At 34.7% G+C, this 15,738-nt stretch carries 16 protein-coding genes; 7 read left to right on the top strand and 9 right to left on the bottom strand.

The genetic code is table 11. From position 1 onward, the window contains the following. Positions 1-40: 40 nt before the first annotated feature. The 7 genes from DFQ06_RS04430 (at position 41) to DFQ06_RS04400 (ending at position 9,317) form a co-directional block, all read left to right on the top strand. Positions 41-4,378 (top strand): CusA/CzcA family heavy metal efflux RND transporter, encoded by a 4,338-nt coding sequence (locus DFQ06_RS04430; RefSeq protein ID WP_133966225.1) that lies wholly within the window; start codon positions 41-43, stop codon positions 4,376-4,378. Between the two features lie 10 nt (positions 4,379-4,388). Beyond that, positions 4,389-5,534, top strand: coding sequence for an efflux RND transporter periplasmic adaptor subunit (locus tag DFQ06_RS04425; RefSeq protein WP_133966224.1), 1,146 nt, complete (start codon positions 4,389-4,391; stop codon positions 5,532-5,534). A gap of 2 nt (positions 5,535-5,536) precedes the next feature. Further along, positions 5,537-6,235, top strand: a complete 699-nt coding sequence (locus DFQ06_RS04420) for a VIT1/CCC1 transporter family protein (RefSeq protein ID WP_133966223.1) — start codon at positions 5,537-5,539, stop codon at positions 6,233-6,235. Between the two features lie 83 nt (positions 6,236-6,318). Further along, complete coding sequence (locus DFQ06_RS04415) at positions 6,319-6,759, top strand: thioredoxin family protein (RefSeq protein ID WP_042505489.1); 441 nt, start codon at positions 6,319-6,321, stop codon at positions 6,757-6,759. Beyond that, entirely contained in the window at positions 6,743-7,741 is a 999-nt protein-coding gene (locus tag DFQ06_RS04410; RefSeq protein ID WP_133966222.1) for an FAD:protein FMN transferase, read from the top strand. The genes DFQ06_RS04415 and DFQ06_RS04410 overlap by 17 nt, the downstream gene beginning before the upstream one ends. Next, the gene (locus DFQ06_RS04405) at positions 7,738-7,950 is read left to right on the top strand and encodes a DUF4266 domain-containing protein (RefSeq protein ID WP_042505484.1); all 213 of its coding nucleotides are present in this window, start codon (positions 7,738-7,740) and stop codon (positions 7,948-7,950) included. Before DFQ06_RS04410 ends, DFQ06_RS04405 begins: the two co-directional genes overlap by 4 nt. A gap of 53 nt (positions 7,951-8,003) precedes the next feature. Next, the gene (locus DFQ06_RS04400; RefSeq protein ID WP_162857616.1) at positions 8,004-9,317 is read left to right on the top strand and encodes a DUF3570 domain-containing protein; all 1,314 of its coding nucleotides are present in this window, start codon (positions 8,004-8,006) and stop codon (positions 9,315-9,317) included. A gap of 64 nt (positions 9,318-9,381) precedes the next feature. Here the strand turns inward: DFQ06_RS04400 and DFQ06_RS04395 are convergent, their stop codons facing one another. The 9 genes from DFQ06_RS04395 to DFQ06_RS04355 all read right to left on the bottom strand — a co-directional run bounded on the left by DFQ06_RS04395 (position 9,382) and on the right by DFQ06_RS04355 (position 15,626). Continuing rightward, on the bottom strand, positions 9,382-9,912 hold the full coding sequence (locus DFQ06_RS04395) for a CIA30 family protein (RefSeq protein ID WP_235833482.1): 531 nt from the start codon (positions 9,910-9,912) through the stop codon (positions 9,382-9,384). Positions 9,913-9,942: 30 nt separating this feature from the next. Beyond that, a complete protein-coding gene (locus DFQ06_RS04390; RefSeq protein WP_052415434.1) occupies positions 9,943-10,371 on the bottom strand; it encodes a hypothetical protein in 429 nt (142 codons plus the stop codon). Between the two features lies 1 nt (position 10,372). Then, positions 10,373-11,860 carry a cryptochrome/photolyase family protein gene (locus tag DFQ06_RS04385; RefSeq protein WP_133966221.1) on the bottom strand — a complete coding sequence of 496 codons (1,488 nt, stop codon included), beginning with the start codon at positions 11,858-11,860 and terminating at the stop codon, positions 10,373-10,375. After that, on the bottom strand, positions 11,857-11,985 hold the full coding sequence (locus DFQ06_RS04380; protein WP_074935353.1) for a DUF2256 domain-containing protein: 129 nt from the start codon (positions 11,983-11,985) through the stop codon (positions 11,857-11,859). Before DFQ06_RS04380 ends, DFQ06_RS04385 begins: the two co-directional genes overlap by 4 nt. After that, positions 11,985-13,442: a cryptochrome/deoxyribodipyrimidine photo-lyase family protein gene (locus tag DFQ06_RS04375; protein ID WP_133966220.1), complete on the bottom strand. Its 1,458-nt coding sequence runs from the start codon at positions 13,440-13,442 to the stop codon at positions 11,985-11,987. The genes DFQ06_RS04380 and DFQ06_RS04375 overlap by 1 nt, the downstream gene beginning before the upstream one ends. Positions 13,443-13,486: 44 nt before the next feature. Continuing rightward, entirely contained in the window at positions 13,487-13,774 is a 288-nt protein-coding gene (locus tag DFQ06_RS04370) for a TIGR03643 family protein (protein ID WP_133966219.1), read from the bottom strand. A 7-nt stretch (positions 13,775-13,781) separates the two neighbouring features. Further along, positions 13,782-14,183 carry a DUF2452 domain-containing protein gene (locus tag DFQ06_RS04365; RefSeq protein WP_133966218.1) on the bottom strand — a complete coding sequence of 134 codons (402 nt, stop codon included), beginning with the start codon at positions 14,181-14,183 and terminating at the stop codon, positions 13,782-13,784. A 3-nt stretch (positions 14,184-14,186) separates the two neighbouring features. Then, positions 14,187-14,351 (bottom strand): Lacal_2735 family protein, encoded by a 165-nt coding sequence (locus DFQ06_RS04360; RefSeq protein WP_042498574.1) that lies wholly within the window; start codon positions 14,349-14,351, stop codon positions 14,187-14,189. Positions 14,352-14,567: 216 nt separating this feature from the next. Then, positions 14,568-15,626: a PAS domain-containing sensor histidine kinase gene (locus DFQ06_RS04355; RefSeq protein WP_042505474.1), complete on the bottom strand. Its 1,059-nt coding sequence runs from the start codon at positions 15,624-15,626 to the stop codon at positions 14,568-14,570. Positions 15,627-15,738: the final 112 nt, after the last annotated feature.

Genomic DNA, 15,738 nt, shown 5'->3' with positions numbered 1-15,738 from the left:
ATTGGTTTAGGAATGTTCACATCGATTATTTTATGAAAATATGCTATCATACATTATCAATTTCAGCATAAAGAACAAGTTTATTGTTCTATTATTTACCACCTTTATTATTGGGTTTGGACTGTATTCCTTATCTCAAATACCTATTGGTGCTGTGCCCGATGTTACAAACAATCAGGTGCAAGTAATCACAACATCTCGTAACCTATCTACGCAAGATATGGAGCAATTTATAACCTATCCCGTAGAATTGGAGATGGCAAATTTGCCTGGCGTTATCGAGATTCGTTCTATATCAAAATTCGGACTTTCGGTAGTTACCATCGTTTTTAACGATGCTATGGGTACTTTTTTACCCAGACAGCTTATTGCTGAAAAAATAAAGTCGGCTTCCGAAAAGATTCCCGAAGGTTTTGGTACGCCAGAAATGGGCCCCATTACAACAGGTTTAGGGGAGATTTATCAATACATTCTTGATGTAGAACCCGAATTTAAAAATCGTTATAATGCAGAAGATTTACGAACCATACAAGATTGGGTAGTAAAGCGACAGCTTTCAGGGATTCCTGGAGTTGTAGAAGTAAATACATGGGGAGGTTTTTTAAAGCAATATGAAGTAGCTATTGATACCGAAAAGCTAAATGCCATGGCTATTTCTGCTCGGGATGTGTTTACCGCTTTGGAAATGAATAATAGTGTTTCTGGTGGTGGCTATATTGAAAAGGTGAATCAAGCCTTTTTTATTCGTGGTGAAGGTTTGGTGTCGTCATTGGAAGATATACGGAATATAGTAGTTAAAAACACGGATGGTTTACCTATTTATATTAAAGATGTGGCCAAAGTTGGCTTTGGAAGTGCCACGCGTTTTGGTGCCATTACTGGGAATGGTGAAGGTGAAAAAGTACTGGGACAAGTGATGATGCTTAAAGATGCTAATTCTAAAAAAGTTATTGAAGCCGTAAAAGAGCGTGTAGATGAAATTTCAAAATCCTTACCAGAAGGTGTGTATATTAATGCCTTTCTAGACCGTAGCGAACTTATTGCCAAAACCACATTTACAGTAACAGAAAATCTAGTTTTAGGCTGTTTAATTGTCATTTTTGTGGTGGTTTTACTTTTAGGTAATTTTAGATCGGGATTGGTGGTCGCTTCGGTTATTCCGTTGTGTTTGCTCTTTGCATTGTCTTTAATGTATATTTTTGGAGTAGATGCTAACTTAATGAGTTTAGGGGCTATAGATTTCGGGATTATTATTGATGGTGCTGTTATTATTGTAGAATATATTGCGTTTCAAATCACTCAAAAGAAGCTTGAAATAAATGCATTATCCAGAACAGAACGTCAAGCATTTAAAGATAACATTACCATTAAAGGCGCTTCAAAAATGATGAACTCTGCCATCTTTGGTCAGCTTATCATTTTAATTGTATTTATCCCCATATTATCCCTTTCTGGCGTAGAGGGTAAAATGTTTAAACCTATGGCATTAACGTTTAGTTTTGCATTAATAGGTGCCATGATATTTTGCTTCACTTATGTGCCCGTGGTGGCTTCTTTATTTTTAAAACCATCCAATGCAACACATAAAAATGTTTCAGTAAAATTAATGAATTGGCTTAATAAAATATATGAGCCAACCATAGATTGGGCGTTACGTAGTAAAAAGCTTGTTTTGGGTATAGCGGGTACTTTTTTAGCGATTTCAATTTATTTATACTCGACTATGGGAGGGGAGTTTGTACCCACTTTAGACGAAGGGGATTTTGTTATTCAACCTATATTAAAAACAGGAACGTCCTTAAGTAATACCGTTAAAACGGCAACCGAAATTGAAAAAATCCTTTTAAAGCAGTTTCCAGAAGTGAAACAAGTTGTAACGCGTATTGGTGCGGCAGAAGTACCAACGGACCCCATGTCTATGGAAGAAAGTGATGTTATTATTGTGCTTAATCCTAAAAACGAATGGACATCGGCATCTTCTAAAGACGAATTGGCCGATAAATTTAAAGAAGCACTTGCAGTAATTCCTGGGATGGAAGTTGAATTTACTCAGCCAATAGAAATGCGTTTTAATGAATTAATTACCGGAGTTCGAGCAGATATTGCCATCAAGATTTTTGGAGATGATTTAGATATTCTAGCAAAGAAAGGAAATGAAATTGGTGCATTAATAGAAAATGTGCCAGGAGCCGCAGATGTTTCGGTTGAAAAAATTGCAGGATTACCAGAAATGAATGTACAATACAATCGTGCTAAAATTGCCCGATACGGCCTTAATATTCAAGAACTGAATGATATGGTTTCTATGGGGTTTGCAGGGAAATCTGCAGGGAGTGTTTTTGAAGGTGAAAAGCGATTCGATTTAGTGGTGCGGCTTGATAAAGACAAGCGCCAAGATATTGATAATCTAGAGAATTTGTATGTGGATCTACCTTCCGGTGGAAAAATTCCGTTAAGTGAATTGGCAGAGATTAGTTATCAAAAAGGAGCGGCTAAAATTTCCCGTGATGATACCAGACGAAGAATCGTGGTTGGCGTTAATGTGCGTAATCGGGATTTACAATCTGTAGTAGATGATGTTCAGAAATTAATAAATAATAACATTCATTTACCAGTTGGATATTCTATTACTTACGGTGGCCAATTCGAAAATTTACAAAGTGCAAAAGCTCGATTAATGGTTGCCGTTCCCATTGCTTTAATATTGATATTCGTGCTTTTGTATTTTGCTTTTAAATCTGTTAAAGAAGCCTTAATTATTTATTCGGCAATTCCTTTAGCAGCCGTTGGAGGCGTGTTATTATTATGGCTTCGTGATTTGCCGTTTAGCATATCTGCAGGTGTTGGTTTTATCGCATTATTTGGTATTGCCGTGCTTAATGGTATTGTGTTAATCGAGCACTTTAAAGAATTAAAAAATCACGGGTTTGAAAGTATGGAAGCTTTAATAAAGCAAGGCACTAAAGATAGGTTACGTGCAGTGTTATTAACAGCCTCTGCAGCAGCATTAGGGTTTTTACCTATGGCTATTTCTACCAATGCAGGCGCAGAAGTACAGCGTCCGTTAGCTACTGTGGTTATTGGTGGTTTGGTTACGGCAACCTTATTAACGTTAGTGGTTTTACCTGTGTTGTATGCTTTGTTTAATCGTCCGTACAACAGCAAAAGAATACGTGGTAGAGTCAGTTCTAAAAAGACTTTAGGTTTGGTATTATTATTGGCGTCCTTTAGTGTGTTTGGTCAGCAGCGGAGTGGTGCTAAATTAAAAGACCTTATCCCTATGGCAATAGAGAATAATGCCGGATTAGAAGCTGGGAGATTGCAAGTAAAACAATCGGATGCTTTAATTGGGTCTGCTTTTAGTTTTGATAAAACGCATGTTTATTATGAGTTTGATGAGAATAATTTGGCGGAGAACAATACGCCATTAAGGGTGTTTGGTATTCAACAAGACTTTAAATTTCCAACGGTTTATTTTTCCGAAAAGAAAGTTAATCAAGCACGATATGGCATGGTTTCGAGCAGTTATAATATTCAGAAAAAAACGATTTCTCGCAAAGTAACAGCTGCTTATTACGCATATCAAATTGCTAAAAAGAAGGAAGGCGTTTATAAAAAGTTGGACAGTCTCTATACTAATTTTTCCAAAGTGGCAGCTCGGCGTTTTGAACTAGGGGAAACCAATTATTTAGAGAAAATTACAGCAGCATCCAAACAAAAGCAGGTTAGTCTTAAATACAGCGAAGCTCAAAAAGAGGTTTTATTAGTGTATAATAGCTTAATAAAAATAATTCAGGTAGACGAGCCCATTTTAATTGCTGTAGAATCTTCTTTAAAAGCCGTGTTGAATACGCTAGATATTGATGGAAGTGCAGAAATAGCTTATTATAAAAATAAAGTAGCCCTTTCCGAAGCAGAACGTCGTTTTGAAAATCATAAACTACTTCCTGATATTAGTCTTAATTATTTTCAAGGCACCAATCCGGGATTAGGAGCTAGTCTTTCAGGGTATCAGTTCGGTTTAAAAATCCCGATATTTTTTAGTGGTCAAGCGGCTCGAATTAAAGCTGCTGGTTTTGCAGAAGAGGCTGCTGTTTCAGAATCCAAGGCATTTGAAATTCAATTAAATGAAAAGCATAATGCCCTTAAAATTCGGTTATCACAACTTCAAGAGGCTTTGAATTATTATGAAAATGAAGGCGATAAACTTTCCGAAGAAATTTTAAAAACAGCTCATGGAAGTTTTAGAAATGGAGAGATCGATTTCTATCAATACATCCAGAGTTTGGAAAGTGCTTATGAAATAAAATTGAGTTACTTAGATAAGCTTAATGAGTACAACCAAACCATAATAACCATTAATTATTTAACTTTATAAACGCAACGTTATGACACGTAAATTATATACAATAGTGCTGTTTAGTTTTCTCTTTACTTTTTTTGGTTGCGGAGAAAAAAAGAACGAAACAAATAAATCTCAAACGGAGAATAACACCATAAAAGACAGTCGTATTCAGGTAACACAGGCGCAATTTGGCCAAAGTAAAATGACTTTAGGAGGTCTTGAGGAAAAATCATTTCCTAATGTTGTAAGTGTAAATGGACTAATTGATGTTCCACCAGAATATAGAGCGGTTGTAAATGCCACCATGGGAGGCTATATTAAAACAACGCCTTTATTAATTGGTGATAAGGTAAAAAAAGGTCAAGTTCTTGTTACTATAGAAAATCCAGAGTTCGTAACCATTCAGCAAAATTATATGGAAGTAAACGAACAACTTACGTATTTAAAAGCGGAATACGATAGGCAAGTAACCATGAAAGCTGAAAATATTACTTCGCAAAAAAGCTTTTTAAAAGCAGAGAGTGACTATAAAATGGCTGTTGCAAAACATAGAGGTTTAGAGAAGCAGTTAAGTATGCTTCATATATCGCCATCACGAGTACGCTCTGGGGAAATAACTTCTGTAGTAAATGTTTTAGCGCCAATTTCAGGACGTGTTACTAAGGTAAACGTTACAAAAGGAACTTATGTTTCGCCTGCGGAAGCTATTTTGGAAATTATTGATAACGACCATATTCATTTAGAACTATCTGTTTTCGAGAAGGATATTATGGCTATTAAAAAAGGACAAAAAATAGATTTTAAAATACCCGAGGCTTCTTCGGAGACTTATAAGGCAGAGGTGCATCTTGTGGGCACATCAATTGAACCCAATAGAACTATTCATGTTCATGGGCATTTAGAAAATGAATCTGAGAATCATTTCTTGGTAGGAATGTTTGTAGAAGCAGATATTATTACAGGATCCATTTCTGCGAAAGCCTTACCTCAAGAATCTATTATTGAAGAAGGAGGCGTATCTTATGTTTTAGTTTTAGATGAAAAGAATGGTGATGTTTATTATTTCAATCAAATAGAAGTTGAAGTAAAAGAAAATTATAAAGGGTATTCAATGATAGAAGGAGCTGAAAGCTTTCAGGCGAATACAGCATTTTTAACTAGTGGCGCGTTTAATTTATTGGGAGAATAGTTATGGAAATACAAACAACAGAAAAGCACTATATAAACCGGAGTGGTTGGCTTAGAGCAAGTGTTTTAGGAGCGAATGATGGTATTTTATCTACCGCAAGTTTAATTATAGGTGTTGCTGCGGCAAGTAGTACTCGAGAGCCTATTTTACTTGCAGGTGTTGCGGGTTTAGTAGCCGGCGCCTTATCTATGGCGGCGGGAGAATATGTGTCTGTGAGCTCTCAAACCGATATTGAAAAATCGGATTTAGCTCGTGAAAAACAAGAACTTATTGATACTCCAGAACAAGAGTTGACGGAGCTTACAGAGATTTACAAAGCACGTGGTTTAACACAAGAAACCGCATTGGAAGTTGCTAAACAATTAACTGCACATGATGCTCTTGGCGCGCATGCAAGGGATGAATTAGGGATAACAGAAATGACGGAAGCAAAACCGTTGCAAGCCGCACTATCCTCAGGGATATCCTTTACAGTGGGCGGTTTTTTACCCGTATTGGTTGCTTTTATAGCTCCGTTAAATACCATGGAATATATACAGTATGTTTTTGCTATTTTGTTTCTAGCTGTTTTAGGAGCAATCTCTGCAAAAACGGGAGGCGCAAAGCCTTTAAGTGCCATACTTCGTGTTACATTTTGGGGCACATTAGCTATGGGGTTAACGGCTGTAATTGGTGCTTTGTTTAATACGAATTTGGCTTAAATATTTTAATAAAAAAACTAGTCCCTTTTTGATAGGATACTGGATAATTCTTGACTATATATAAATAAGTAAATAATAAAAACATGAAAAAAATAATATTAACAGTAGCACTTTTTCTAGTTAGTGTCATTACAATAACTGCTCAAAATTGGCAGACAGATTTTACGCTGGCTAAAGATATTTCTTCTAAAGAGCACAAACCTATAATCCTGGTTTTTCAAGGTTCAGATTGGTGTGGGCCGTGCATAAAGCTCGATCACGAAATTTGGAGTACCGATGCTTTTAAAAACTATGCCGATAAAAACTATGTGATGTTACAGGCCGATTTTCCTAAAAGAAAGAAAAATGCCTTGCCTGAAGCTCAAACTAAAGCCAATGCCAAATTAGCCGAGGCTTATAATAAAAATGGCATTTTTCCTTTTGTAGTGGTTTTAAACGCTAAAGGCGAAGTTCTGGGGGAAACGAGCTATAAAAAAACTACACCAGAAAATTATATAAAAGAAATCAATGCGTTTACAAAATAATTTAAAAGGGCTAGCAACCGCTTTAATCGTGTTTTTTTCAATGTTGGGCTTCGCTCAGCAGCCATATAAACGCACCCTAAAACTTATGGGAAGTCGTTTTGATATTACTGTAGTTGCTAGTGATGCTGTAAAAGGAAATGAATATATCGATAACGCTGTCGCGGAAATAATTCGGATTGAAAAACTCATATCCTCTTGGGACGAAAATTCTCAAACATCTGCCATAAATAAGAATGCAGGAATTAAGCCGGTAAAGGTCGATTTGGAACTTTTCAGTTTAATTGAACGCGCAATCGGAATTTCAAAATTGACCGATGGCGCTTTTGATATTAGCTATGCATCTATGGATAGAATTTGGCATTTTGATGGTAGTATGACGGTGATGCCACCCGAAAACAAAATAAAAGCATCTGTAGCAAAAGTAGGGTTTCAGAATATAGTTTTAGATAAAGTGAATACAACAGTTTTTCTGAAATTAGAAGGTATGAAAATTGGTTTTGGTGCTATTGGGAAAGGTTATGCAGCCGATAAAGCAAAGGCATTGCTTATAGAAAAAGGTGTAGTCTCCGGTATTATAAATGCTTCGGGAGATATGAATACTTGGGGAAAACAACCTGATGGTACAGCTTGGAAAGTAGCCATTACCAATCCCATGAATAAAAACAAAGTGTTTGCATTACTTCCTATAACCAATGGGGCTGTGGTAACTTCTGGAAATTATGAGAAGTACGTTAATTTTAATGGTAAACGCTACACACATATTATCGATCCCCGTACCGGATATCCTTCTTCAGGAATTATAAGTGTAACCGTTTTTGCACCAAAAGCAGAATTGGCGGATGCTTTAGCAACATCGGTTTTTGTAATGGGGAAAGAAGCGGGTTTGGATAGAATAAATCAGTTGCCAAAAATTGAATGCATCATTATAGATGATAAAGGAAATATAATTAAGTCCAATAATATAGAAATAGATAAATTATGATAAACAAGTTAATATGTTGCGTATTAATCGTCACATCTTTTAGTAGTTGTGTTGTGGTTAAAGAATACGAAAAAGTGAATATAAACGATCCAGATATGGTATTATCTGATAAAAAAGTAGATCGTAACCTTTCTACGGCACACTCTTATCGCGAAGCAGCGGTAGGGGCAAACGGAGGAAAAACAGGTGGTGGTTGCGGTTGTAATTAACCGAAACTCTTAGTATATATCTGTATTTAGAAATTTAAAAAAAATAAAATAAATTGAAAAAACTTATAATTTTGTTTTGTGTATTCGCTTTCGTGAAGGGTTACGCACAAACAGGGCAAGACGATACCAAAGTCTATAAAAAAAGAGTTTTAGAAACTACCGAAATCGATTTTTTAACCAGTTATTATAGTCAAGATGGCGATAATGCAGCAGTAACAGGAGGTGTTGGTACTGAAGAATTAACGGATGTTACAGGAACTTTTGTAGTTTCTATTCCGTTGAATGATGATGATGTGTTAACCATAGATGCAGGTATTTCTGCATATACATCGGCGTCATCGAGTAATATTGATCCTTTTGATGATGGACCAGCAGATCCCTTTCAAGCATCGTCAGGGGCTTCAAGCAGCGATGCTTGGGCAAATTTAACGGGAAGTTACAGTCATAGTTCGGATGATAGAAACGATATTTGGTCGGCTAAGTTAGCTATTTCTTCAGAGTACGATTATTTTTCTGTTGGTGTTGGCGGAACGTACTCTAAACTTTTTAATGAAAAGAATACCGAGGTTAGTGTAAGCGGAAACGTGTATTTGGATACTTGGAATCCTATTTATCCAACAGAACTAAGACCTTTTGGAGCAGAAGGAAATGGTTTAAGTGATCGATTATTTACTCAAAACACCATTACGGGTAACACCGATTATAATCCTAGATTTTCAGAGTTTGATAGTAAAGGACGTAATTCGTATTCGTTAGGTTTTGGGTTCTCACAAATACTTCATAAAAATTTGCAAGGGTCGTTGGCGTTAGATTTTGTTCAGCAAGACGGTTTATTATCTACACCTTTTCAAAGAGTTTATTTTGGAGATGTAGCCGATTCTTTTATAGATGATTTTCAGCTTGCCGATGCTGTGGAGCGCTTACCCGATTCAAGGTTTAAAGTGGCTGCTGGAGGACGTTTAAATTGGTATATTAATGAAGTTTTAACGGTGCGTACTTTTTATCGTTATTATTTTGACGATTGGGGAATTAACTCGCACACCGCGAGTATTGAATTGCCAATAAAAATTACTAATAAATTTAAGCTTTATCCGTCTTACAGGTATTATAATCAAACTGCGGCCGATTATTTTAATCCTTATGAAGGCGCTTTATCTACGGATGCGTTTTATACTTCAGATTATGATTTATCTGAATACTCTGCAAATCAATATGGGTTTGGAGTCTCTTATACCGATATTTTTACGAAAGCACATATTTGGAACTATGGTTTAAAAAGTATCGATTTAAAATTTTATCAATACGATAGAGATACGACGTTTTCATCGAGTATTATTACAGCAGGTTTTAAATTTGTATTAGATTAACTCTTGTTATTAATTTACAAAAAAAGCCAATCTCTTTATTTGAGATTGGCTTTTTTTATTCAAATTACTTTAAAACAATAGAATCAATTTCTAGTTTAAAATCTTCAGCAGTTTTGTTGCCTATTAAAAATGCAACTTCTTCAATGCTATTTGCGTCGAAGTTTAGAATATCGAGTTTACGACCTCTAAACGCCGGATACATATCCGCTAGTGATATTTCGATTACTTCCCATGTTTTTGAACTGCTGAAAAGCGCGATATAAGAGTGTTTGTCGGATAGTTTAGATTTTACTCTAAATTGGTAATTTTTACCATCACCTTTAATTTTCAATATCACTTTTGAAAAGCCTTCGGTGCTAATGTCGTTAAATCGATATCTTAAAGAGGAAAAACCGCCATTGTTTTCTAAAGATACATGCCCGGTGTAAACACCATGTCCTGTTTCATTTAAAGTGAATGCTCCAGAGGATTTTCCGCCCATAACAGCATCGTTAACCACGGTCCAATTAGTAATATCCGATGTTTTTTCAAATTTAAATATAGTGTCTGTTTGCATAGTAATGGCTATTAAAAGTATTAAAATTAAAGGCTTCATAGTGTCTTAGTTTTAGAATAGAAATGGCTTTTAAGCATCGTAATAATCTAATTTTAAAAAGCTGATTTTTAAGTTAATCATTTTATCAATAAACTTTTTATTATCGTCATAATTTTTATTTTTCTTAAACTTAATAAAATGTCCATTAGCGTGTATAGTATACGTTTTTGTGCTATAAGTAACTAATCTGTAATAGGGGATTATCCACGAGTAACGATCGAGTCTATTTGTAAAATGCACGATTATACCTTTTGGCCTTAGTTCTATATTCGCATAATTTGTGGCTAGAGTTTGTAGATTTTTAGGTTGAAGTTTTTCGCTTATTTCTTCAATCATAAATCTACTAGATCCAATACCTCCCATTTTTATTTTTTCTAAAAAAGAAAAGGCTTTTCCAACTAGGTTGTCACTTTCTTTTACAAAAGCATCATTAATTTGTGTTGTGTTAAATAGCATCATATTAGATTTTTAAGGATAATAAATACTGTTCTGCATGTTTAAGATGTTGCTCTTGCTTTTCAGAAGGCATTTTATCAAACATTTTTACCAACATGCCTAATCTAGGGTTCGATAAAAAGAAGTCGCGGTGTGTATGCATAAAGCGCCAAAAAAGACCATCCCAAGTGTTTTGCCAATCTCCTTTTTTATAATTACTCATTTTCATTAAATAATTACTACCACTTATATAAGGCTTTGTAGCCATTAATCCGCCATCGGCAAACTGACTCATTCCGTATACATTGGTTACCATAACCCAATCGTAAGCATCAATAAAGAGTTCCATAAACCATTTATATACTTCATCTGGATCGAACTCACAAAGCATCATAAAGTTCCCTAAAACCATTAAACGCTCTATATGGTGGCAATACCCAGTTTGTAATACTTTTTTAATAGTTTTATCTATGGGTGCTATGCCCGTGGTGCCATCGTAAAACGATTTAGGAATTTTCTTTTTAAATCCCCAAAAATTAGTGGTGCGTTCTTCACCACCTCTAGCTTCATAAACGCCTCTTATAAATTCGCGCCAACCTGTAATTTGCCTAATAAAACCTTCGGTAGAATTAATAGGTACATTGTTCTCTTCAGCATATAATAAGCAAGCATCAATTATTTGCTGAGGAGTTATTAAACCTACGTTTAGCATAGGCGTTAATACACTATGGTTTAGTATCGAGTTTTCTGCAACTATAGCATCTTCATAAGTTCCAAATTCCATAAAACGTTTTTCAAAAAACTGCTGCAACCAATTGTTTGTGCTTTCAAAATTAGTAGGGTATAAGGCCTGCTCTGTAAGCTTCCCTAAATGATTCGAAAAATGCTTTTCTACATATGCTTTTGCCTCTAAATAATAAGCATCGCTATCAGGAAACTGAACCGATGGTGGTGTTTTTTTAGCAGGATATTTTTTTCTGTTTTCAGCATCAAAACTCCATTTGCCTCCCAATGGTTTATTTTCAGAATCGACTAAAATCTTTCTTTTTTTACGCTGCTCGGTATAAAATGTAGATTGTTGGTATTTCTTTTTATCCTTTCGGAAGAAATTAACCAGTTCATCTTTAGTGTTTAAGAATAAAGGCGAAGTATAAACGTTTGTTGAAATGCCGTGCTCTTCACTTGTTTTTTCTATTCTTTTTTGAAGCCAATTATCTGTTGGATCTACGTAGTTAATGTGTTTTACTTCTTGTTCACTTAACTGGACGATTAACTTTCTAATATCCGATAAATCGCTAATCGCTTCAATATAATTTACTTCAAGGTTTTTTTCGTTCCGAAGAAAATTTGCGTAGCACTTCATTGAAGCTCTATGAAACGCTATTTTTTGTTTATGAAATGGGTATTGCTTAAAAAACAAATATTCTTCAATTATATAGATAGGAGCAGTGGTTTCAAAAATTGGTGATTCATGAAACAATTGATGTGGAAATATTAAGTTGATGCTTTTCATTTATTCTTTCTGCAACGTGTGCTGCAATATTTAACGTCGTTCCAATTTTTCTCCCATTTTTTACGCCATGTAAATGGTCTGTCGCAAACCACACATATTTTCTCTGGCAGATTTTCCTTTTTCATTAGTTTCTATTGACATGAGTTTGTAAAAGTCTATTCTTTTCTTGCAACACAGCAGGGTGTTTTTTATGTCCCCAAATTTTGTCTCTAGCAATTCTAGCACTTTCTTGTAAATCTATTATGGGGTTTGGATAGGTTTCACCCATAATAACGTTGCAAAACGTTTGTTCCATAGCTGTCATTTTCCAAGGTTCATGAATGTGTAACGTTGGAACAGCTCTTAGTTCTGGAATCCATTTTTTTATAAAAATACCTTCCGGGTCATGTTCTTGTGAGTTTTTTACGGGGTTATATAAACGCACGGTATTAATACCTGTGGTGCCTGCTTGCATTTGAAATTGAGGAAAGTGAATTCCTGGCTCGTAATCTAAAAACTGCCGTGCTAAATGGTAAGTACCATCTCTCCAATCTTGGTCTAAATTGAGTGTTAAAAAAGAGACAACCATAGCACGCATTCTAAAGTTAATCCAGCCAGTTTGTTCTACAGCTCGCATGCAAGCATCGATTATAGGGTAGCCGGTGTGGCCTGTTTTCCATGCTTTTATGAAAGCTTCGTTTTTATTGTGAGTTAAAAGCTCGTAGCCTTTGTTTATGCATTGTGTTTCATAACGGCATTCTACTTCAAACTTTTGAATAAAATGGCAATGCCAATGTAAACGGGTTAACATTGCTGAAAATGCTTTACTGTTTTTTGTACCGTTTGGGTGTGTGCCTATAAATTGGAAAGCTTGCTTTATGCTTATATTTCCCCAGGCTAAATAGGGCGAAAGTCTGCTGCAAGACATTCTACTTTCTGTAGGCTTAGATATGTGTTTTTGGTAATTAAAACCTCTTTTTGCTGCAAACGATTTTAAGTAGCGCCAAGCATTTACTTCACCTGCAGGTTGGTAATGTTTAGGATATGCTTTTAATTGATTTTCTAATTTTTCGGGTATACAAAATTTATGATTAAGAGGCTCGATTTCAGAAATGGAATAGTTGTTTTTTATAATTGGCGTATGCATGGTTTGATGCCATTGCTTGTTCCATGTATCTCTGTTTTTAAGACCTCTAATAATACCATCTCGTTGCAATTGTTTCCATAAAATAGTATTCTCTTTACAAAAGTTGGCTATTTCTTTATCGCGTTGCCAAGTTATCTGAATTCCGCTTTCTTGATAACTAAATACAGATTTGATGTTGAATATGTTATTCAAATATTGAAAAACAGTAAGAGCTTCTCCGTAAAAGACTTCAACACGTCTTTTATAAGTTTCTATTGTTGTGTTTAACGCCGAAATAGAGTGGTAAATGAATTTTAAATGTCTCGGGCTTGTATCGGGATATTCTATTATAGTAGGTTCAAATAGATAGATAATAAGGTACGGAGTACCTGATTGTTCTGCTTTTTGTAAAGGCTCATGATCTTGCGAGCGAATATCTCGCTTTAACCAAACAATATTTATCGATTGCCTTTTCAAGAGGTTGTTTGTGTTTTTTATTATTTGTGAGTGAATTAATTTAATTAGCGTTTACTTATTTTATTACTAGAAATTACTTTTTGTCTAGAGCATTTAAAGCGAGTAATATCTGGATTTCGTTTTTTTAAATGCTTTTTACTCACTCCGCTATTTACACGTTTACGCCAACGTTTAAAGCTAGACTCTTTAAGGTTACCACGCATAACTTTAATAACTTCTTTTTCGGGTAATCCAAATTGAAATAGAATAGCTTCAAAGGGTGTACGATCTTCCCAAGCCATTTCAATAATACGGTCTAGTTCTCTTTCTGTTAATGGTTTTGTTTCTGTCATCGTGAAATTATATTTTTTCCCAAGTTTGGTCTGCATTTAAATAAAAGCTTCCTAGAGGATTAAAATTGCAATGTTCTGGTGCTATTATGGATAGAAAAGATTCTCCATTTTCTCTTTTGTATAAATGATATACTTCGCCTATAACGGGTTCAAAAGTAAACTTAGCATCGAATATGAGTTTATTGTATTCAAATTCTTGAATCATTTTTTCATATTCTGCTTTTAGCTCCAGATATTTAGCCTCAACCTTATGATTGATTTTTGTGATGCTTCTGTTTTTCCAAGCAATACTATCGGTTGGAGTAATTACAGGTGCACCAACAGAAGTAGCATACGGCTTAATAGAAGCATCATACTTTTTGGTTTCTGTATTGTAAACGACCTGATCTGGCTTTTTTTCTTCACTCATTTATTAATTCAACTTTTCTAGTTTTTTCATGACTTCTTCTGCTTCAAAAACTTTTTGATCACTCATTCTTCTATTTGATGTAGATAAGGCATGTGCTTCATTCATCAGTTTTTCATATTGTTTTTGTAACATTTCTTTCTCTGATTTTGTTTTAAATAGTCCAAACATTTGGTGTGCTTTTTTATGATTTATAAAAATTAACTGCTTTAAATATTTTATAAAGATACAATAATGTTTAATGTTTTCTTTAAAAAGTTAAACAAAATAATTCTAGAGCCAATAAGTGGATCTCGAAATTCTGAATATTTCAAGGGCTTTTTCTATGTAGTAGATTGAGATTTTATAATGATAATAGCGTAGTCAAAATGATGTGCATAAGAAGAACTAGCTATTAAAACTGATGGTGAATGTTGTGCCATGATTGATCTTGCTATCTACATGAATGCTTCCGCCAAGTGAGGTTACATGGTTGTAAACTAAGTATAAACCCACACCTTTGCTGTCTTCATTTCCGTGAAAACGTTGATTTAATTTAAATATTAGATGACCTACTTTTTCCATATCAAACCCGAGACCATTATCAGAATATTTAAAAGTGGGTTTACCGTATAAGTTATTAGATGTTATCGAAATGATAAGCGGAACTTCTGGTCGTGCGTATTTAATAGAGTTTGTAATAAAATTAAGAAAAATACTTTCCATATATGCCGGATTAAAAGGAACGTTTTCTAAAACCGAAAAATCTATTTCGAATTGCGCTCCAGACTTTTGGATTAGCGTACTTATGGAATGACTGACTTTGTTGAAAATGGCATTAAAGTTAACAAGGTCTAGGGTTTCGTTTGAGATATTTTTTTGTTTAAACGCTTCTACGTAAGTGTTTAGAGAATCGTTTAGACCTTCTGCAGAGACCTTTATGTAGTTTAACATTTTTAAGGTTTCGGGATCTTCAACTTTACTTAAATCAATTAAATCTACTAAAGAGATTAAATTATTTACGGGAGATCTCAGGTCGTGAGATGTTGTGTAATTAAGTTGCTTAAGTTTTTCGTTTACTTCACTAAGCTTACTTAAGTGCGATATGCGTTCGTTCTCTAGTTCTTTTTTGTGTGTAATATCTTTTGCAATGGCATAAACTAGCTTATCTTTTTCAACAGGAATTGCTGTCCAATGCAGCCAGATAATTGCGCCAGATTTGGTTACATATCTATTTTCAAAATTTATTAACGGTTTGTTTTGTTTTAAATTAGACCTGTAAGAGGCTGTACGCTTTTTGTCTTCATCATAAATAAAATCTGAAATTAATTTTGAACGTAATTCTGTTTCAGAAAATCCTAAAAGTTCTACAAAAGCAGGATTGATTTTAACAAAATAGCCTTCAAAATTTGCAATACAGAGACAGTCCATCGATAGTTCAAAGAAAGGGTCTAAATAATGATCCATTGGTTTCGCTATGCTAAATTTAAAAAATTAGAGAGTCCGTTAAGAAGCAACGAAGTTAAAGCTAGTTACCTATAAAATCAATTAAAAGGGGGGTATTTGTTTCAATAATGAG

The organism is Algibacter lectus, assembly GCF_004368925.1.
Classification (GTDB): Bacteria; Bacteroidota; Bacteroidia; order Flavobacteriales; family Flavobacteriaceae; genus Algibacter; species Algibacter lectus.
The sequence above is the reverse complement of the archived record's forward strand: the minus strand, read 5'-3'. Positions and strand labels throughout refer to the sequence as shown.